The sequence below is a fragment of the Planktothrix paucivesiculata PCC 9631 genome (assembly GCF_900009265.2).
Classification (GTDB): domain Bacteria; phylum Cyanobacteriota; class Cyanobacteriia; order Cyanobacteriales; family Microcoleaceae; genus Planktothrix; species Planktothrix paucivesiculata.
Genome location: NZ_LR735026.1, coordinates 677,614 through 699,033, shown reverse-complemented (window position 1 = coordinate 699,033; position 21,420 = coordinate 677,614). Strand labels below are relative to the sequence as shown.

Annotated in this window: 16 protein-coding genes; 8 read left to right on the top strand and 8 right to left on the bottom strand. The window is 42.2% G+C overall.

The window, feature by feature from the left end; genetic code table 11:
* Positions 1–130: 130 nt before the first annotated feature.
* Positions 131–463, bottom strand: a complete 333-nt coding sequence (locus PL9631_RS23635) for a DUF2605 domain-containing protein (protein ID WP_083624187.1) — start codon at positions 461–463, stop codon at positions 131–133.
* A gap of 423 nt (positions 464–886) precedes the next feature.
* On the opposite strand from PL9631_RS23635, the gene PL9631_RS23630 reads away from it, so the two are divergent.
* The gene (locus PL9631_RS23630; RefSeq protein ID WP_231516833.1) at positions 887–1,255 is read left to right on the top strand and encodes a DUF4278 domain-containing protein; all 369 of its coding nucleotides are present in this window, start codon (positions 887–889) and stop codon (positions 1,253–1,255) included.
* Between the two features lie 123 nt (positions 1,256–1,378).
* Positions 1,379–3,685, top strand: a complete 2,307-nt coding sequence (locus PL9631_RS23625) for a TolC family protein (RefSeq protein WP_083624183.1) — start codon at positions 1,379–1,381, stop codon at positions 3,683–3,685.
* A 10-nt stretch (positions 3,686–3,695) separates the two neighbouring features.
* Here the strand turns inward: PL9631_RS23625 and PL9631_RS23620 are convergent, their stop codons facing one another.
* Positions 3,696–4,955 (bottom strand): RNA-guided endonuclease InsQ/TnpB family protein, encoded by a 1,260-nt coding sequence (locus PL9631_RS23620; RefSeq protein WP_083624181.1) that lies wholly within the window; start codon positions 4,953–4,955, stop codon positions 3,696–3,698.
* A gap of 176 nt (positions 4,956–5,131) precedes the next feature.
* On the opposite strand from PL9631_RS23620, the gene PL9631_RS23615 reads away from it, so the two are divergent.
* A complete protein-coding gene (locus PL9631_RS23615; RefSeq protein WP_083624180.1) occupies positions 5,132–5,440 on the top strand; it encodes a 2Fe-2S iron-sulfur cluster-binding protein in 309 nt (102 codons plus the stop codon).
* A gap of 161 nt (positions 5,441–5,601) precedes the next feature.
* A complete protein-coding gene (locus PL9631_RS23610) occupies positions 5,602–9,075 on the top strand; it encodes a WD40 domain-containing protein (protein WP_083624178.1) in 3,474 nt (1,157 codons plus the stop codon).
* A gap of 101 nt (positions 9,076–9,176) precedes the next feature.
* On the opposite strand, the gene hslO is transcribed toward PL9631_RS23610, so the two are convergent.
* Entirely contained in the window at positions 9,177–10,109 is a 933-nt protein-coding gene (hslO, locus tag PL9631_RS23605; protein WP_083624176.1) for an Hsp33 family molecular chaperone HslO, read from the bottom strand.
* Positions 10,110–10,245: 136 nt separating this feature from the next.
* Here hslO and PL9631_RS23600 point away from each other — a divergent pair, with 136 nt between their 5' ends.
* Entirely contained in the window at positions 10,246–10,641 is a 396-nt protein-coding gene (locus PL9631_RS23600; RefSeq protein WP_083624175.1) for a hypothetical protein, read from the top strand.
* A gap of 3 nt (positions 10,642–10,644) precedes the next feature.
* Here PL9631_RS23600 and PL9631_RS23595 read toward each other — a convergent pair whose 3' ends face one another.
* Both PL9631_RS23595 and PL9631_RS23590 read right to left on the bottom strand, forming a co-directional pair.
* On the bottom strand, positions 10,645–11,412 hold the full coding sequence (locus tag PL9631_RS23595; RefSeq protein WP_083624173.1) for a sulfite exporter TauE/SafE family protein: 768 nt from the start codon (positions 11,410–11,412) through the stop codon (positions 10,645–10,647).
* Positions 11,413–11,458: 46 nt separating this feature from the next.
* Positions 11,459–12,538, bottom strand: a complete 1,080-nt coding sequence (locus PL9631_RS23590; RefSeq protein ID WP_083624171.1) for a PIN/TRAM domain-containing protein — start codon at positions 12,536–12,538, stop codon at positions 11,459–11,461.
* Between the two features lie 250 nt (positions 12,539–12,788).
* Here PL9631_RS23590 and hemW point away from each other — a divergent pair, with 250 nt between their 5' ends.
* The gene (gene hemW, locus PL9631_RS23585; protein ID WP_083624170.1) at positions 12,789–14,063 is read left to right on the top strand and encodes a radical SAM family heme chaperone HemW; all 1,275 of its coding nucleotides are present in this window, start codon (positions 12,789–12,791) and stop codon (positions 14,061–14,063) included.
* 171 nt (positions 14,064–14,234) lie between these two features.
* Positions 14,235–15,557, top strand: a complete 1,323-nt coding sequence (locus PL9631_RS23580; protein ID WP_083624168.1) for an aromatic ring-hydroxylating dioxygenase subunit alpha — start codon at positions 14,235–14,237, stop codon at positions 15,555–15,557.
* A 98-nt stretch (positions 15,558–15,655) separates the two neighbouring features.
* Here PL9631_RS23580 and purF read toward each other — a convergent pair whose 3' ends face one another.
* From purF to PL9631_RS23565, 3 genes are all read right to left on the bottom strand, one after another.
* Entirely contained in the window at positions 15,656–17,134 is a 1,479-nt protein-coding gene (gene purF / locus PL9631_RS23575) for an amidophosphoribosyltransferase (RefSeq protein ID WP_083624166.1), read from the bottom strand.
* 161 nt (positions 17,135–17,295) lie between these two features.
* Positions 17,296–19,713: a phosphoribosylformylglycinamidine synthase subunit PurL gene (gene purL / locus PL9631_RS23570; RefSeq protein WP_083624164.1), complete on the bottom strand. Its 2,418-nt coding sequence runs from the start codon at positions 19,711–19,713 to the stop codon at positions 17,296–17,298.
* Positions 19,714–19,845: 132 nt separating this feature from the next.
* Positions 19,846–20,907, bottom strand: a complete 1,062-nt coding sequence (locus PL9631_RS23565) for a hypothetical protein (protein WP_156090671.1) — start codon at positions 20,905–20,907, stop codon at positions 19,846–19,848.
* 30 nt (positions 20,908–20,937) lie between these two features.
* Between PL9631_RS23565 and tadA the strand changes: the two genes are divergently transcribed.
* On the top strand, positions 20,938–21,417 hold the full coding sequence (tadA, locus tag PL9631_RS23560; RefSeq protein WP_083624160.1) for a tRNA adenosine(34) deaminase TadA: 480 nt from the start codon (positions 20,938–20,940) through the stop codon (positions 21,415–21,417).
* Positions 21,418–21,420 lie beyond the last annotated feature (3 nt).

Genomic DNA, 21,420 nt, shown 5'->3' with positions numbered 1-21,420 from the left:
TTTTATTTTAGAGCTTAATCCGGGAGATTGATTGAAACGCTCATTTACCTGGATCTTCCTATACTCTATCAAGAAATTGAACCTTTCGACTTAAAAAATGATTAATTGTTTCGGGGTTTACCCTGTGATCTTAATTTTTGACTTGATTAGCTTGTTCCATACGAAACCGAGCCGCCACCTGCCAACATTCTGTTAATAGTTTATGCCAAGGCATTAATACCGTAATTTCTATTCCCACTTGCCCCCCGGTCGCGTGAAACAGCGTTTTAGTCGCTATCACCTTCTGTTGGGCTTGGATAATTCGGTTCAGAAGGTCAGATTGTTGCGGTTGAGTCAAAAAGGACATCTCCTCCGTTTCTAAAAGATGGCGCGATCGCTCAAACCAGTATTCAAAATCCTCCAGTAGCGGTTCTAAGATCGATTTGAGAAGCTCTGACTCTTCGGGCAAGTTGGAACTTAGCATGGATAGTTTGATTAAGAATTCAGTTAAGACAATATTAACACTCTTTACATTTCTTAATAATTTTCTTAATAAAAGTTTTATAGCCGTTGGCGATCGCCCTGTAATTTTATCTTTCCTACTCAATCAAAAAATAGCCCACCAGCAGTCTCTCCTCGCTGAAGATCAACCAAGGTAAAGATTTAAAGTGTTTTAGAGGATGACACAGATCCAGCCTGAAATCAACCCTCAACTCCTAACACATGGACAATTCCTAAATAATTATTAAGTTTTTCGATTTAACCTGAAAAAATGTAACAATGAATACAGAAATAAGAAGATCGTTTAGAATTTGTCTTTAAGACAGCACCTTTAAAACTAGAGTCAGGAGAAACAGATATGAAACTCACCTATCGTGGTCATCAGTACGAAACCTCTTTTTCGCCAATGGATACAGTGGAAAGCGAATTAACAGGCAAATATCGGGGTCAAAGCGTCCAATTTCACTATCCTCGCCATGTTCCCGTGCCTAAAACCTCTCACTGCCTGAAGTATCGAGGTGTATCCTACAGCAGTACAGAGCCCCAACATTCCCTCAACGAAGTGGTTTCCAAGAAAAGCCAGCCGGCGCAAACCCAGGGAGGAGCGGTACTGCATTTGGCTACATTTGAGAAACCCCTCGACGATCACCTGGCAAAAGTTCACGCGGATCATTTGTGCCGTTTACTCAACCGTAGACGTGCAGCCGCGATCGCCCGGGGCGACCTGCATTTGCTGCGCCTTTTAGATTTAGAAGCAGAACACATCGCTTGCTAAAATAATCCTTGATCCGCTTGGGTTTGGGTACTCCTATCAGCCATTTAAACATCAAAAAACTTAGGAATATTGCTCCCTTAGTCTAAAATTGTTTCTGGACTTGTAGACAAGAAAAGAAGCCTTATGTCCGTTCTTCGTAATTTGATGGCTGTGGGAGTGAGTGGAGCAATTACTTTAATCAATGTGGGGCCAGGAACAGCCGTTCCTTCCCCCGTTGAATCTCAGGATAATTGGCCCGACTCGAATAAAACTCAACCCCAGGGGTTTAAACAAAATCCTACAAAATCTCAATATCCGGCTCCGGCTCAGGTAGAAGCTAGTCTGGAATCTTCGTCCCTAGATTCAACACCGACGCCAAAGGAAGATTCCGGCGCGGCAGTTATAGATGTTACTGCGGGAAAACAACAACAGAGTTCTAACTCTACACCGGAAACAGCCCCTATAAAGAAAGTGGAAAGCGTTTCTAATCAAACGTCTTTACCCCCAGAAATCCTAAATTCTACTTTTAAGCAAAATCCTAAAAAATCTCAATTAGGAGTTTCTACTCCTGGCCATCGGATCATCGATAATCTATTGATGACATCGGAGTCCCTTACCCGGTCTCCTGCGCCAGTTTTTAAACAAAATCCTACAAAAACTGCTCAACAGCCTGTACCCACTGCGACGGAATCTACCGTTGTTGATACCCAATCAATCTCCACGAGTACCCCGGCTGCTTCTAGCCCAACCATCCCAGACCCTGGGCCAAAACCGACTGCCAGGGTAAACCCCGTCTTTAACTTGCCCCATCCCCTGGGAAATAATTCCCTATCCTCAGAAAACCATACTCTGCAAGAGATTCAAGTTGCATTACCGAATCCCTCTGCCCAAGCTGCCCCTCTGACCGATGCAGGGAATCGAGTCCGGCAATCTCCACCTTCCCAACTGGCTCAAGTCAGCAGACCCGCCTTAACGGTTCCTGACCTCACCCCCCCAACCACACCCTTTCCGCCTCCGACTCCCAACGGCACCTTACAAACTAATCCGCCCCGAATTCTACTGCCGAGTAGTGATCCCCTGTATCGACCCACCTTACCCGAACAGGTGAATATTGAGGAAACGGTTCCCGTGACCCTCCAACAGGCAATTGATTTAGCGATTCGGAATAATGAAAGTGTGAGTATTGCCCAACTACAAGTTGAACAAAGCTTAGCGACCTTGAGGGAATCTCAGGCGGCTTTATATCCGAGTTTAAGTTTTAGTTCCGGTTTTTCTCGTACGGTTTCTGCGACAGAAAGCTTGCAAGTTCGGGCTCAAAATCGACGGCTGCGGGTGGCTCGGTTTAATAATCCCGAGGAGGCCGATCAGATTGAATTTCAGAACTACTATGGAATCTATACCTTTGATAATTCCTTTCAATTGCAGTACGACCTGGGAATCAATGGATTGAGAGGAGCTAGGATTAAGGCTTCAGAAGAACAGTTCCGCATCCTGGAATTAAGGTTAGAAACGACATTAGAAGAAGTCCGATTTAATGTGGCTCGTGCCTATTACAATTTGCAAGAAGCCGATGCGGCGGTGGAAATTCAAGCGGCTGCTGTGCGAAACTCTCAAAAAAGTTTAGATGATGCCGAAGCCCTGGAGCGGGCTGGGGTGGGAACCCGTTTTGAAGTGTTGCAGGCCCGTGTCACCCTTGCCAATAACCAACAGGATCTAACTAATTCCCAGCGCAGTCAATTTCAAACTCGGCGAGAACTGGCGGCGCTTCTGAATATTGATGAAAATACGAATTTATTGGCGGCTGACCCAATTGCTTTGGCGGGTGCTTGGGATTTAACCTTGGAAGAAACCATTGTTCAAGCCTATCAAAATCGGGCGGAGTTGGAAGAACAGTTAGCCGAACGCGATCGCGCTCAACAATTACGCCGGGCGGCTCTAGCAGCAACTCGCCCGAATGTTACGGTGGGGGCTAGTTATAACGTCCTGGGAAGAATCGATGGTGACCCTGATTACGGGGCCATTCGGGGTTGGGCCGATGGTTATAATGCTCAAGTCCAGTTGTCTTGGAATTTCTTTGATGGCGGTGCGGCTAAAGCTCAAGCCCGACAACGGGAGTTAGATATTGGCATTGCGGATGAGCGTTTTAATCAGTTACTCAATCAAATTCGTTTGGATGCCGAACGGGCTTACTATGACCTCCAAGCTAACTTTGATAATATTCAAACCTCTAGTTTAGGGGTGGAGGAAGCAACGGAAGCCTTACGTTTAGCGCGTTTACGATTTCAAGCGGGGGTGGGAACTCAGTTGGAAGTGATCAACCAGGAAACGGACTTAACTCGCGCCCAAAACCGACTCCTCAATGCCATCATCGGTTATAATCGCGCTCTGTCTGCTTTGCAACGGGCTGTTAGTAATCTTCCGGGCAATATTCTGTCGGATTCTCCTTTGTAACGTTGAAATGTTAACTTTTTGTATTGACACTCTCACCGTCTGAAGACGGGCTCGATTCTAACTTCAACCTAGATACTTGCTCCGCCAGGGTTTCCCCAAGTAGAGTAGAGGTTTCTAGTCCATTAGCGTTACTTCGGGATTGCCCATCCCTAGTTTGTTTCCCAAGATTTAGAATATTAATTGCAGCATTTGTATCTCTATGTAACTCACATCCACAATTACAAATATGGGTGCGGGTTGATAGAGATTTTTTTACTATTACCCCACAATTACTGCATTTCTGCGAAGTGTAATGGGGTGCAACCGGAATTGCCAATTTATTAAACTTAGCTGCAAAATACTCTATCCATTTCCGAAACAAATACCAACTTGCATCAATAATTAATTTAGCTAAACAATGGTTTTTAACTAAATTTCTAACACTTAAATCTTCATAGACGACTACATCGTTAGATGTGCATACGTTACGCGCAATTCTCTTGGCGTGTTCATTCCGTTGTCTACTTACTTTTAAGTGTTTTTTAGCGTATACTTTTCTAGCTTTGCATCTACCCGATGACCCTTTAACTTTCTTATAGATTTGTCTCTGAGATTTTTTAATTGATTGTTCAGCTTTTCTCAGAAACTTAGGATTTGGCTCTTGATAGCCATTTGAGTCTGTATAAAACGACTCAATTCCTACATCAAGTCCGATTTCCTTTCCAGTTTTAGGTTGAATATCGGTGACATCAATATTCAGATAAAACTGAGCGTCTAATCCATCGGCACGACGGATTAGACGCACTCGTTTTATATCTTTGACGTTGTAGGTATGGATATCCCATTTCCCTAACAATTTAACTTTACCAATCCCATTTTTATCAGTAAAGGTAATCTGTCTTTTAGTTGAGTGTAATTTCCATCCCGATGTTTTATATTCAACGGAACGGCAATCTTTTTGAAATTTGGGATATCCTTTTTTACCAGAGATCTTCTTCTTACAATGGTCACTGAGCTTTGCCGAAGTGTCGTAAAAACGACTAATGGCAGTCCATCCTCGCTCGGCGGCGGATTGAACTGCCATTGAATTTAGATCGGCAACAAAGGGGAATTGATTTCTAAGAGTTGTGGAATATTTGTTTAAGGCAAATTTATCAATCTTTAATTCTCTTGAATTATCCATCCAATACCGAATCGCTTTATTGCGAATGAATTGGGTGGTGCGAATTGCTTGATCAATCGCTTTGTATTGATTGGGTTTACCTTTAATTTTGTATTCCAGAACTATCATGGAAATCTCCTTTTTTCGACCCACCTTATATTAATATAGATTGGGAAATATTCACGGGGAATAAATTCCCTTGAGTTGCTTTTCATCTGGTGGTCTGAAGACACTGAGTTTTCAAGCTCCCAGGCTTGTCTTATAATTTGAAAGAGACGCTATATTAATGCAGCTAGGACATCAAAATGGGTAATATCAGATTTGTTAGTGAAAATAAGGAAATTATTGCTGCGGATGGGGCAAATCTCAGAATGAAGGCCCTAGAAAACCAGATTGACTTATATACCTTCACAGGCAAAATGATGAACTGTGGGGGTTATGGTCAGTGTGGAACTTGTATTGTGGAAATTGTTGAAGGGATCGATAATCTCCCCCCCCGCACGGAGGCAGAAGCACGGATTTTGAAGAAAAAACCAGATACCTATCGATTAGCCTGCCAAACTATTGTTAATGGCCCGATCAGTGTTCAAACTAAACCCCAAAAGCGCAAGTAACGGGTAATGGGTAATGGGTAATGGGTAATGGGTAATGGGTAATGGGTAATGGGTAAATGGGTAATGGGTAATACAAAGAGTTTACCTCCCCTGCTCCCCCTGCCTCCCCTGCCTCCCCTGCTCCCCCTGCTCCCTATTCTGAGTTATCTTCTTCAATCATAATGATTTCTAGTTCATATCAAGTTGGGGGAAGTTTAGATCAGGATAATCCCACCTATGTTCACCGTCGGGCGGATGAACAACTTTATACCGCACTCAAAGCCGGGGATTTCTGCTATGTTTTTAATGCTCGACAAATGGGGAAATCTTCCTTGATGGTTCGAGCTAAATCCCGACTCGAAAGCGATGGATATGGCTGTACGATTGTAGATATGACTCGGATTGGAAGTCAACAAATTACGCCATTACAATGGTATAAAGGAATTGTGGGAGACCTATGGCGAGGGTTTAATTGTTTAGGAAAAATTAATTTAAAAACTTGGTGGAAAGAACGGGAAGATGTTTCGTTATTACAAAAGCTGAGTGATTTTATTCAGGAATTATTATTTGAGCAGTTTCCCGAGCAACATCTTTGTATTTTTATTGATGAAATTGATAGTATTTTAGACTTGGATTTTCCCATTGATGATTTTTTTGCTTTAATTCGTTATTGTTATAATCAAAGGGCGATTAATCCTGAGTATAAACGGATTACTTTTGCGTTGTTTGGTGTCGCTACTCCCAGTGATTTAATCTTAGATAAAACTCGAACTCCCTTTAATATTGGTCAGGGCATTGATTTATGCGGTTTTACGGTGGAAGAAGCCTTACCTTTAGCCAAGGAACTACAAGGAAGAATTACCCAAGCGCAATTAATTTTAAAAGAAATTATTGCTTGGACAGGGGGACAACCTTTTTTAACCCAAAAACTCTGTCAATTAGTTGATTTTACCCTACAAAATGCCATTTCCCAAGATTTAATTCCGCCCTTGGGTTCCGAGGCTTTTTGGATAGAAAGTTTAGTGCGATCGCACATTATTGAACATTGGGAAACCCAGGATGAACCGGAACATCTAAAAACCATCCGCGATCGCCTGTTTAGAAATGAACAACGGGCTGGAAGATTACTCGGTATTTATCAGCAAATTTTACAGAATATTCCAGTTATAACAAATGATAGCCCCGAACAAACAGAACTTTTATTATCGGGATTATTGATTAAAAAACAAGGCTACTTACAAATCAAAAATCGCATTTATCAAGAAGTCTTTAACCAATCCTGGGTAGAAAAACAATTAGAGGAACTGCGTCCCTACTCCCAAGTTTTAGAGGCTTGGATTTCGACGGGAAAAGCCGATGAATCTCGGCTATTACGAGGACAGGCTTTAAAAGATGCTCAAACTTGGGCGATGGGAAAAAGTTTAAGTGATTTAGATTATCAATTTTTAGCCTCTAGTGTAGAAGCAGATAGACGGGAAGTGCAACTTATTTTAGAAGCCCAAAGAACCCAAGAAGTAGAAGCCAGATTAACTCAAGAAAAACAAGCGGCAAAACGTCAAAAAAATTTACTCATAGCCGTCAGTTTTGCCCTATTAGTTGCCTGTGGTTTAGGTATTACCAGTTATATTCAATATCGACGTTCACTGTTGAGTGAATATCAAGCGCGACTCAGTGAAATTCAAGCCCTGGTTTCCTCCTCCGATGGCCTGTTTATTTCCAACCGTCATTTAGATGCTTTAATTGAAGCCATTAAAGCAAAAAATCGTCTAAAAAATCTCCAGGAAACCGATATAAATATTCAGGATAAAGTTGAAAATGTGCTGCGACAAGCTGTTTATGAAACCGATGAATATAACCGTTTATTAGGTCATAAAGCGGCAGTTATGGCCGTTGATATTAGTCCTGATAGTTCTTTAATTGCTTCTGGAAGTGTCGATAAAACGATCAAACTTTGGGGGCGGGACGGTCAGGAAGTAGCGACCCTCAGAGGTCATCAAGGAACTGTTAGAACCCTTAATTTTAGCACCGATAGTCAGTTCATTGCTTCCGGGGGTGATGATGGTACGGTTAAACTCTGGAAACGAGATGGCACACTGTTGAATACTTTTGGGGGGAATGGGGTTGGGGTCTGGGGTGTGGCTTTTAGTCCCGATGGTCAGAATATTGTCTCTAGCAGTATGGATGGGGCTGTGAAGATATGGCGGCGGGATGGCATCTTACTCAAAACCCTTCAGCAACAGGGAGAAGGGGTGTGGGGCGTGGCCTTTAGTCCCGATGGTCAATGGATAGCAGCCGGAAGTTTTGACAAAACCATTAAATTGTGGAAATCCGATGGGACGGGAGCGCGAACCTTTCGGGGTCATCCCGGGTTAGTGGTGTCGGTCGCCTTTAGTCCCGATAGTCAAACCCTGGCATCAGCTAGTGGTGACAAAACCGTTAAATTGTGGAAACTTGATGGTACTTTACTGAGAACCCTAGAAGGTCATAGTGCTGCTGTTTATGGTGTGGCTTGGAGTCCCGATGGTCAGACCCTCGCCTCCGGGAGTGTGGACAAAACCATTAAGTTATGGGGTCGGGACGGCACACCTCTCCATACCCTAAAAGGACATCTCGGCGTCATTTGGGGCTTGGATTGGAGTGCCGATGGTCAGTTTATTGCCTCGGCGGGGGCAGAAAATAGTGTGCGACTGTGGCAAAGTCAAAATCCCTTCCGAACAGTGATTAATCCTTATCAGGGAGGGGTTTGGGGTGTTGATATTAGTCAGGATGGTCAGACCATTGTAACGGGGACGGTGGACGGTTGGGTAAAACTCTGGAACCGTCAAGGTCAGTTATTGAAAACACTGCAAAGTGAGCATCGGGGTTCAGTCGCTGTTGATTTGAGCCAGGATCAGAACTGGATTGTGGCTGCGAGTAATCATAATACGGTGACGTTGTGGAAACGGGACGGAACCTTAGTTAAGACCTTAATCGGTCATACGGCTTTAGTCTGGGCCGTGGCGTTAAGTCCCAACGCTCAGATCATTGCTTCGGGAGGGGAGGATAATACCATTAAAGTCTGGAACCGCGAGGGGACTTTACGGAAAACCCTAACCGGACATCAGGCGACGGTGTGGCAGGTGGTTTTTAGTCCCGATGGTCGGTGGTTGGCTTCTGCAAGTGCCGATGGAACCGTTAAACTCTGGGCAGCAGACGGTACTTTACTGAGAACTTTCAAAGGTCATGAAACGGCCGTGTGGCGGGTGGCTTGGAGTCCTGACGGTGAAATGTTGGCGTCGGGAAGTGCCGACAATACAATTAAACTTTGGAAACGGGACGGAACCTTATTAAGAACCCTAGAGGGTCACACGGCGGCAGTGTGGGGGGTGGCGTTTAGTCCTCGGGGGGATAGGTTGGCATCGGGAAGTGTGGACAATACGGTGAAGTTATGGACAGTAGAAGGAAAAGAACTCACCACCCTACGGGGACATAGTGCGGCACTGAGGGGTTTGGCCTATAGTCCCGATGGCAAATTTGTAGCATCGGTTGGTGAAGATAATAATTTAATTCTATGGAATATTGAGAATGTTTTGAATTTAGATCTATTAAGTTATGGGTCTAATTTTGTTCGAGATTATTTAACTCAATCGCAGCCAGAAGTCCGCCGTATTAAATGATATAGGACTTACGCACCCAACCAAAGAAACCGGGCTTTTTACGAAAATACTTATATCTAAAAAACCCGGTTTCTCGGTCAACCTCTGTAAGTCCTGACCCCTTAAAATAAAATTGAATTTTTTCGGACTTCTGGGGGTTCGGGCTTAATCTGTAAATCTTGAATCAGTTGGTGGAGATGATCGGAATTTGCCTGATACATTTCCCCACAAAACTCACATTTTGCTTCCGCCCCATTATCTTTTTCAATCATATCTTGAAGTTCTTCCGTCCCGAACATTTTTAACGCCCCTAATACCCGTTCAAAAGAACAACTACAATCAAACCGAACTAATTGAGATTCGGGTAAAATTACTAACCCAATATCTCCTAATAATTCTTGTAAAATATCCGGTAAGGTTTTATGGGCTCTTAATAAAGGAGTAAACCCAGATAAACTCGCTACACGGGATTCTAACTTAGCAATTAATTCTTCATCCGTTGCCGCTTTGGGTAGAACTTGTAATAATAAACCCCCGGCTACCTGTACTCCTTGTTTATCCACAAATACCCCTAAAATTAAAGCCGAAGGAGTCTGTTCAGAATGGGCTAAATAGTGGGTAATATCATCCCCAATTTCACCGGAAACTAATTCAACCGTACTGGTATAGGGATAGCCATAACCGACATCTCGCACGACCCGCACATAACCATTCTGGCCCACTGCCCCACCGACATCCAATTTGCCTAGGGAATTGGGGGGCAATTCCACCTCCGGGTTGCCCACATAACCCCGGACAGTCCCATTTAATCCCGCATCCACCAAGACCCCATCCAATGGCCCATCGCCCTTGATGCGGATATTGACCCGGGATGTGGCCAGTTTCATACTCGATGCTAAGAGCAACCCGGCGGCCATGGTGCGCCCCAGGGCTGCGGTTGCCACATAAGATAGTTTGTGTCGTTGTCTGGCTTCTTCCGTCAGACGGGTGGTAATCACTCCCACAGCCCGAATACCGCCCTCTGCCGCCGTTGCCCGAATCAGTTGATCTGCCATGTTTACAGTTTTTAACAATTTGTACCTGCTCCTATTTTAATTTTTTCTGGGATCGGGTGTTAGGAGTTAATCAGTAATTCCTTTCCCAAATGTTATAATCAAAAAATTAACAGTTATTAAAACCTGTAAAATTATTATGCTCGGTACGTTCCAACACAGTAGTCTCCGTATTGAAGTCAATGCCAAAGAAGCTGATATTCGAGACAGTTTATTACGTCCGAGTCAGTTGCAAAAATGGTTATGGCCGCAACAGTTTAACCCCGGACTTCCCGAACGATTTCAACCCGGATTAACCTTTACCAGTTCCCTTGGCCCCGTTAAAATTGAACATTATGTTGATGTCAGCCAACCTAATTGTTTAAGACTCTTATTAAGTCATGGAATTGATGGGTTTCATGAGTGGTATTGGGGAGAAGGTTGGGTACAATCTCGTTTAGAAGGAATTTCTATACTCCCTTTGAATTTAGGTCAAACCCTGAGTTTAATCCAGTTACGGGACTTTCTAGCTCGGAAAAATATCCCGCAGAATTAGTTTTTATAAAACCGATAAAAAGGTTTTAATCCCTAATCCTAAAACCGCTAACATAAACAATCGTTTGATCCAAATATTACTCAGATTAAGAGCAATTTTTGCGCCTAATATTCCCCCGAAAAACATGGCCAAACTGAGCATAATTCCCAATTGATAATTAACCAGTCCATAAAAGATAAAAATTAGACTAGCCACTAGGGAGGAAAACAGATTAATAACTTTGGTAATAGCAACAGCTTCTAGGAAGGTTTGATGAAATAGCATCACATAACTCGCCGTTAGTAGGGTCACATAACCCCCACTAAAAAAACCGCCGTAAATTCCTAATAAAAAAGTGACTAAATATCCTAAAGTTTTTGATAAATTTGAGGGGGGTTTGGTCTGGGGTTTAACTCCGGTTTGAGGGTTTAAAAATACAAAAATTGCGATCGCGACCATAAACACAGAAATCAACAAAGAAAGGGTATTTTTGGAAATCGTAAAAACCAAAAAAGCCCCTAAAATTGAACCGAATATTGTTAAAAGAATTAAACTGGGTAAACCTTGAATATTGAGTTTTCTAGCCCTAATAAAAGGAATAGTTCCCCCCAAACTCAAAAAGGTTAACGCCAACATATTTGTCGCGATCGCAATATCCGGTTCTATCCCCATTTGTAACATCACGGGAACAGTAATTAAGGAAGTACAACCCGTGACAACGCTAATTACTCCCGTACAAAAAAAAACCAAACTTAGAGTTAATAAAAGGATTGGCGTGAGTAAATTTTCCATCCTAATATTTTTAGGCTTTGTGGGAGGTTTGTAAGTCCTATTCTATTCACGCCACAACCGAATGTTCAGGACGGGCAAAAATCATCCGACCTGCGGAAGTTTGCAGGGAACTGGTGACAATCACTCGCACCTGATCTCCCACATATTCGCTCCCGGCTTCCACCACCACCATTGTGCCATCATCTAAATAACCAATCCCCTGAGAGGGTTCTTTTCCTTCCTTCCGAATTTTCAAATCAATAATATCCCCAGGTAAATAGGAGGGACGAATGGCTTGCACCAAATCATTAATATTCAAAACTGGAACTTGTTGTACCGTTGCCACTTTAGATAAATTATAATCATTGGTTAATAGGGTTCCATTGATTTCTTGAGCAAATCGGACTAATTTAGCATCCACGGTTTGCGCTTCTTCGTAATCAATAGGATGAATCGAAATCTGATCCGGATATTCTTCCCGCAGGCGATTTAAAATATCCAATCCTCGCCGCCCTCGCACCCGCTTTTGATCGTTAGCCGCATCGGCAACTAATTGTAACTCCTGTAAAATAAACTGGGGGACTAAAATTTGACCTTCAATAAACCCTGTTTCTAACAAACTTTCAATCCGACCATCAATAATACAACTGGTATCAATTACTTTGGTATAGGCAGGTTTTAGAGTTCCTTCTGCCAACAACATTGAGTCTAAACTACTGGGATTAATAATTCTCAAGAATGCCCGTCCGTGGGTATCTGCTAAATTAACGCCCGTAAATCCAAACATGGCACTACATAAGAGCGCAAACAGGGGTTTGATAAACCCAAATTCCCGGGGAATAGGCAGTAAAAATAACGGTGCTAACATTAAATTGGCGACTAATAATCCAATCACCAAACCAATAGCACGAGTTATCAATACATCAAGAGGCATCTGGCGCACTTGTTCTTCTAAGCGGCGATAGGTGGTTTGCACCACTAAACCTATTACGCCTCCGATTAAAGCGGTAAATGCACCCGTAACCGATCGCAGTCCTTCGATATTTGTGACTTGATCGAGTACGGGTTTCGGCAGCAATTCAATGCCGTAGAAGCCCGTCCCAGCACCAGCTATTATGAATAAAATAATAATGATTGCATCTAGCATGATTTTAAGCCGATGGAAGTGGTTTGGAAATCCCGTTAAGGATATCCGTGAGTTTGTGTACCATTATATCTTCTGTGGGAAGCCTAATTGGGATTCGACCGTTAGGGAAAACCGACCACACTTATTCACGCGACTCCTGTATTGTCTATAACCACCGCAGACTGTTAATTATAGGCAAAATTTAGATAAAGAAACTCCCCCACTCCTTCAGAAAAACTTTAGAATTTGCTATACACCAATCTTAAATAAGATGAATGATTCCTCGATTGTTACTAACTCTGAATCCTCTTTTGCCTCTTTAGAATCGCCAACCTCCGCCTATTTACATATTCCGTTTTGTCGTCGCCGTTGTTTTTACTGTGATTTTGCTGTGTCGGTGGTGGGCGATCGCAAACATGGGGATAATTCCACCATGATTCAAGACTATGTAAAAATATTATGTCAAGAAATTGCCCAAGAATCGGTTTCTTCTAATATTTCTCCTTTGAAAACTGTTTTCTTTGGCGGGGGGACTCCTTCCTTATTATCGGTTAATCAGTTAGGAGAAATTTTACATTTAGTGGATAAAAAATTAGGCATTGCCACGGATGCAGAAATTTCAATGGAAGTAGACCCCGGAACGTTTGATCAAGAAAAATTACAAGGTTTCTTAGATTTAGGGGTAAATCGAATTAGTTTAGGGGTACAAGTATTTCAGGATAAACTATTACAATTAGCCGGGCGATCGCATACGGTTAATGAAATTTTTTCGGCTATTAATATTATTGAAAAAACTGGGATTAAAAACTGGAGTTTAGATTTAATTTCGGGTTTGCCCGAACAAACCTTAGAAGATTGGGAATATTCTTTAAAAACCCTATTAAAAATCAACCCGAATCATATATCAATTTATGACTTAATTGTTGAAGATAAAACCCCCTTTTCTCGATATTATACTCCGGGGGAATTTCCCTTACCCACGGAAGAAGCCACCGCCCAAATGTATCGTTTAGCTCAACAACTTTTAACACAAGCTGGTTATGAACATTACGAAATTTCTAACTATGCCAAACCCGGATTTCAATGTCAACATAATTTAGTCTATTGGAAAAAACAACCCTATTATGGTTTTGGTATGGGGGCGGCAAGTTATCTTCAGGGTTATCGCCTAACTCGACCTCGAAAACGACAAGAATATTATGCTTGGGTTAATGGTAATTATTCCTATAATATTGCCGAATTTGTTGATACAACTCAAGAAAAATTATTAGAAACATTAATGTTAGGATTCCGGTTAGCAGAAGGAATTAATTTAGAATATCTATCCCAACAATTTGGAGCCGAAACCCTCGCCCAAATATTAACAATATTAACTCCTTTTCATCAGCAAGGATTAGTTCGATTTTTAGATATCCACAAACACCCAATTGATAAAATCCTTCAACCTGACTTAAATCAAGGGTTTATGCGATTAACAGATCCCGATGGTTTCTTAGTTTCTAATCAAGTTTTATCTACATTATTCGCCGAATTAAGTGAATTGTAGCTTAGGTTTCATCCTATTTCGGTTTTCTTTGTTATATATTATAGGACTTACGCAGAAACCGGGTTTCTGAACGAGAAATCTTGATTTCATCCGCAAAATCAGGGCCAGAAACCCGGTTTCTTTGGTCTTGTGCGTAAGTCCTGTATTAGTAAAATATTTAGAGGCAACAACATGACACAAACACAATTCAACTTTTTTCAACAATGGTATCCCCTATCAATTCTTGCGGATATTGACCCCAACCGACCAAAATCTGTAACCGTATTAGGAATTCGGTTAGTCATTTGGAAACCCAAACAACAGCAACACTATCAAGTATTTTTAGATCAATGTCCCCATCGTTTAGCCTCTTTAAGTGAAGGTAGAATTGATGAAAAAACGGGAAATTTAATGTGTAGTTATCACGGTTGGGAATTTGATGCTCAAGGGATTTGTAGTCGTATTCCCCAAGCAGAAAACCCAGAATTAGTTAAAGATAAATTTTGTGTTCAAGTGTTTCCTACCCGAGAAGAACAGGATTTATTATGGTTTTGGGCTGATCCCTTATCCTCTGAATTAGCAGCCCAAACTCCCTTACCTTTATCCCCTCAACTGGATTCAGAAAAAGGATTTATTTGGACTTCCTATGCTCGAGAATTAGAATATGATTGGCAAACTTTAGTGGAAAATGTTTTAGATCCGAGTCATGTTCCCATTGCCCATCATGGTTTACAAGGAAGACGAGAAAACGCGAGATCAATTCCCCTCGAAATTGTCCATTCAACCTTGAATTTAATTGAAGCAAAAACACCCATTCATATTCATAAAATTATATTTCAACCCCCTTGTTATATAGACTATGAAATTGTCTTTCCATCGGGGAAAAAATTTGGGATTGTGGTGTATTGTATTCCTACATTACCCGGAAAATCAAGATTAATTGCTTTGTTTCCTCAAAACTTTGCTAAAACCTTAGTTAAAATTACCCCTCGATGGTGGGAACATATTATGTTGCGAAATTTAGTGATTGATAGCGATATGGTTTTACTCCATCACCAAGAACGATTTTTACAAGAAAAGCAAATCAAAGAAACCTGGAAAACGGCTTATAAAATGCCCACGGGTGCTGATCGTTTAATTATTGAATTTCGCAAATGGTTTGATCGTTATTGTGACGGACAATTACCTTGGCAACAACTGAATATACCAGTCCCCGATTATTTTCCGTTTAATGATAACCGTAAACAATTACTAGATATCTACCATCAACATACCCAAAATTGTAGTAGCTGTAGCAACGCCTTAAACAATATTAAAAAGTTACAGTTGGGTTTATTAATTTATTTTATATTAACGGTTTCCGGGGTAGCGTTAATGTCCGATCGTATTCGATTACAATGGGGGGTTCCTTTGATTGCGATCGCCATTTTTGGACTAGGCATTTATGGAGTCTTAAAATATTATTTAGAACCTAAATTTTATTTTGTAGATTATATTCATGCTGACAAAAAGTAAGAGAACGTTTTTAAAACTTCTTTGTGTCTTTGCGTCTCTGTGGTTAAATAAAAATAGAAACCGGATTTCTGACTCAGAAGCCCGGTTTCTTTGGGAAGTTAAACCGTTACTGATTTCTCCAGAATCAATTTAGAGCGTTTTACCTTTTCAGGAATATCAATCGGATAATTCCCAGTAAAACACGCCGAACAGAAAGTAGTAGTATCTTCCCGGGTGGCGATTAACATTCCTTCCCAACTCAAATAAGCTAAAGTATCCACCCCAATTTGTTGACGAATTTCTTCAACAGATTTGGTTGCCGCAATCAATTGTTCCTGACTATCGGTATCAATCCCATAAAAACAAGGATGGGTTACAGGAGGAGAAGAAATTCTCATGTGAACTTCCTTAGCACCCGCATCCCGCAGCGCCTTGACAATTTTGCGACTGGTCGTTCCTCGGACAATCGAATCATCCACCATAATCACCCGTTTGCCTTCCAAGACATCTCTTAACGGGTTTAACTTCATCCGAATCCCCGACTCCCGCATACTTTGGGTCGGTTGAATAAACGTCCGGCCCACATAACGGTTTTTAATTAATCCCTCAGCAAAATCAATTCCAGATTCCTGAGAAAATCCAATCGCCGCCGGAATTCCAGAATCGGGAACACCGATCACAATATCCGCATCAATAAAGGATTCTCTAGCTAAAATTCGGCCGATTTCCAAACGATAACTATAGAGACTTTCGCCACACATCACACTATCAGGACGGGCAAAATAAATCATCTCAAATACACATAATTTCCGGGCGGGTTTCTGACTCCAGTGGAAAGAAGACATTCCTTCTTCTGTAATCCAAACTAATTCCCCCGGTTCCACATCCCGCAGATATTCGGCCCCAATAATATCTAATCCACAGGTTTCCGAGGCTAAAACATACCGTTGGGGACTCGTAGGTAAAATTCCAATTACTAACGGCCGTATCCCATTCGGGTCACGGACTCCCATCATCCCTTTAGGAGTGCCAATCACTAAACTATAGGCTCCTTGGCACTGGATAAAAGCACTTAACGCCCCTTCTAACCAGTCTTTGCCATTATTCACTTCCGAAGCGATCGCTAAAGCAATCATTTCGCTATCCGTGGTGGTCAGAAAATCACATTCCCGCCGGGTTAATTCCTCACGCAATTCTCCGGTATTGACTAAATTGCCATTATGTGCTAAAGCCAGGGAACCTAGACGGGTTGAAACCACCGCCGGTTGAGCATTCACCACCCGACTCGATCCAGTCGTAGAATAGCGGGTATGACCGACAGCCAGATTCCCGGTCAACCCATTTAAAATAGTTTCATTAAAGACTTGGGAAACTAATCCCATCTCTTTGTGCAAATGCACCGTTTCGCCATCAAAAGTAGCGATTCCGGCGGATTCTTGGCCCCGATGTTGCAGCGCGTACAGACCAAAATAAGTAAGTTTGGCCACATCCTCCCCTGGAGCATACACCCCAAAGACGCCACAGGCTTCTTCTGGTTTATCAGGTCGGTCGGGATCAACCTGGGCAGACTGGGTATCAAGGGAATCGTTTGGAATCATTTTAAGGTTTTGCTCCTGATTGGCAAAGTCAGATGGTGGGATTGATTTAAAAGTTAATATTCTCTTAATCTTATCCCCTTTTACCTGAAATCGCAATAAAACTCACCTCTTAAGTCTTCCTTCTGTCTGGGTGTCTTTGTGGTTAAATTACGCTTGGCTATTCAATCGGCGTTCAATCGGCGTTCAATCCCATTAAAATAGCGATCGCCCATTTCTTCAAGATTCACCTCAATTAAACCCTGATCATCAGACGCTAAAATTCTTAAAGGTTCAGACCCCGAACCCACAACACCCAAGTTTTGCCAAATATCGTTTTCTTGCCCTAACTTTTGGTGTAAAAATTCTTCCCAAACCGACTGATATTCAGGAGGCACAGAAACCAGAATTCGTCCTCCACCTTCCGCAAAGAGAACTTCATCCCAACGGACAGCAGCAGTAGAACTTAAATCCAGCTTAACCGTTGATCCTTTTTTCCCACTCAGACAAGATTCAGCCAGCGCCACCGCTAACCCTCCTTCTGCACAATCATGGGCCGATTTAATCCACCCTTGACGAATTCCTTCCCGACAGGCAGCTTGTACCTTTTCTTCTAAGTCAAAATCCACCCTCGGAGGCTTACCCGCAATTGTTCCATGCAACACCGCCAGATATTCGGACGCGCCCAAGGTGGGTAGGGTTTTGTCATCCCCCAAAAGATAGATTAAATCCCCCGAACCCCGCCAACCTTGGCCACAAACTTTAGTTAAATCCGTAATTAACCCCACCATACCCACCACCGGGGTCGGATAAATCGATTGTGGGTTCCCCTGGGCATCCAGGGTTTCATTATATAAAGACACATTTCCCCCCGTCACCGGAGTATTAAACGCCTTACAGCCATCGGAAATCCCCCGACAAGATTCAGCCAATTGCCAATAACCAATCGGTTTTTCAGGACTGCCAAAATTCAGGTTATCCGTCACCGCAATCGGTTCGGCCCCTACACAACTTAAATTCCGGGCGGCTTCTGCTACCGTTGCCTTCGCTCCTTCGTAGGGGTCAAGATATACATACCGAGAGTTACAGTCTACTGTTGCGGCCAGTCCCCTTGTTTGAGCAGGGGAGGCAGGGGGGGTAGGGGAGGCAGGGGAGGCAGGGGGGGATATATTTTCTATTGCTTGCCCATTTTTGGTGAATCGGGGTTCTAGGGGACGTAGGCGAATGACGGCGGCATCTCCACCCCCGGGAACTAAAACGGTGTTATTTTGAACTTGATGATCATATTGACGATAAACCCAGCGTTTAGAAGCAATAGAAGGGGTATCTAATAGGGTTAATAATACCTGATTCCACGATTGAAATTCCCCCTTAATTTCAATTCCTGAAACTGTAGATTCCGGTAAATTTTCCGGCTTCCATTGCCAAGCAATTTGAACATATTCTGGGGGTTCTGATAAGATTTCTCGCGGATATAAAGGCGTATTTTCTGCTAAGGCATCGGCCGGAATTTCCGCGGCAATTTCCCCTTTAAATAAAATTCTGACAATGGGTTCAGCAATTACAGTTCCCGCCACAACGGCCTGTAATCCCCAACGATGGAAAATATCAATTAACTCCTGTTCTCGCCCTTTTTGAGCGACAAATAACATCCGTTCTTGGGATTCCGATAACAGATATTCATAGGCAACCATTCCCGTTTCTCGTACCGGAATTAAGTCTAAATCTAGCTCAATTCCTACCCCACCTTTTGCCGCCATTTCTGATGTTGAGCAGGTAATTCCTGCCGCTCCCATATCTTGGGCTGCAACCACGGCTCCAGTTTTAAAGGCTTCTAAACAGGCTTCAACTAAAGACTTTTCTAAAAACGGATCTCCGACTTGTACCGCCGGACGATCTTGGATCGATTCTTCGCTTAATTCGGCACTGGCGAAACTCGCGCCCCCCATGCCATCCCGTCCCGTTGTTGAACCTACATATAGTACCGGATTTCCAATGCCTGAAGCACCAGATTTAACAATTTCTGGGGTCTCCATTAACCCAATTGCCATCGCATTAACTAGGGGGTTTCCGTTATAAGCCGGATCAAAATAAACCTCTCCCCCAACCGTGGGAACCCCGAAACAATTACCATAATGACTAATACCAGAAACCACCCCTTTAAATATTTGTCTATTTCTGGAATCTTCTAAGGAACCAAACCGCAAAGAATTTAACGCCGCAATTGGACGGGCCCCCATGGTAAAGATATCCCTTAGAATTCCCCCCACTCCCGTTGCAGCGCCTTGGAAGGGTTCAATAGCTGAAGGATGATTATGGGATTCGATTTTAAAGGCAATATGCAGCCCCTCCCCGAAGTCCACGACTCCGGCATTTTCTCCGGGGCCAACTAAAATCCGTTCTCCGGTGGTGGGAAATTGTTTGAGCAGAGGGCGGGAATTTTTATAACAACAGTGTTCGCTCCACATCACACCAAACATCCCCAATTCTGCTTTATTGGGGTGTCGTCCTAAGCGTCGGACAATTTCTTCATATTCTTGGGGTTTGATGCCTTCAGAGGCAATTTCTTCAGCAGAAAAGGGACAGGGGGTTTCGGTAGACATTTCTTAAGCGATCGCACTTTGCAGACAGCATTTTTTATTCTATCTGGAATTTATGCCCTTAAGACGATTGTATAGATTTTCCTCCGATTGCTCGCAGGTCAGATTTTGTCCTTTGCCTTTTTCAAAAGCTATCTAGTTAATCGGCTGTTTTGCTAACTGATGCAAAAGATTGCGAATTCTTGGGGTTAAAATTATCTCATCTTCTTCAAATTCTTCAACAGTTTTACACTCAACAGAATAAGTAACTCGCAAACATTGAATTTCCTTATACCCATTATATCCATGAAAACTATCATATTCTCCCCAAAAACTGATGTAAGAACCTAGATATCCATGTTTTCTTGATCGTGATAAGTTTAAATAATATACTGATTGTCCGGCTCGAAGATACCGATCATAACCTTCTTGTCTCATAGATTTAATAAATTTAATCATCAGGTCTGTTAACTCATTCCCTAAACATATTCGGTTGCTCTCGTAAAAATTTTCAATTGAGTTCCAACTTTCAAGCACTTCGCCTTCAAATAGATTCCCTTTCTCGTAAAAATCGGCAAGATTTCCCATCTCAACCCAGGGAAATTCTGTTTGGATTTGGGAGGGTAAAGCGCGATCACATAGCCACCGCTTTAAAAGTTTTGCTAAACTCTTTCGGTCTTGAGTTTTGAGCTTAAATAGTAGAGCATTATCCCCACGGCAAGAGGCATCGAGAATTTTATTTTGATGATTATAACCGATATATACTGCTCGATCATCGCTTTTAAACCAAAGTTGATAGTCTGAAAAACAACGCTCAATCTTTACTAATTTAGATAAGCTAGAATCAGTAGTAACTAACTCCTTATAGATTTTGATTACATCTCGCTTGGATCGATCAATGAATGAAAACTTCTTGTAGAGGATAGAAAGTTCATCCCCTTTAATCCAGTCATCCACGGCGTTAATTGTATCAAGTTTTGAGGATGTGCGCCCAGTCGCTACTCTTTTAGAATTTTTCCCGAAGGAGATAAAATATTCAGGACTTCCAAACTTATCAAAGCATTCTATCGAACAAATCTTACAACCAGATTTGACATAAAAACCCCAATGAACACCAGCACCTTTTATGGAATAGATAATAGGAGGAGTTCTATTAACAAACTTCTCCGTAAGATCTTTATATAAATCCTGGGCATGATCTTCTTCAGGGTATCTCATAAAATCCATTAATTTTTATGGTGATCTAAAATGACTATTCCACAAATCAACAACTATTCAATCCATCAATATTGGATGAGTCAGGCTTTAGAATTAGCGCAACAAGCGGGAGAAGCCGGAGAAGTCCCCGTTGGAGCAATTATTATTAATCAGAATAATCAATTAATTGCCAAAGCTCAAAACCGCAAAGAAAGAGATTTTGACCCCACCGCCCATGCTGAAATTTTAGCCCTACGACAAGCGGGAAAACTATTAAAAAATTGGCATCTCAATACCTGTACTTTATATGTTACTCTCGAACCCTGTCCTATGTGTACTGGGGCTATATTACAAGCTCGTTTAGGGTTATTAGTTTATGGTGCTGATGACCCTAAAACCGGGACTATCCGAACCGTTGCTAACCTTCCCGATAGTCCCTGTTCTTACCATAAATTATCGGTTTTAGGCGGAATATTAGAATCTCCCTGTCGTCAACAATTACAATCTTGGTTTGCTCAAAAACGCAATTAAACA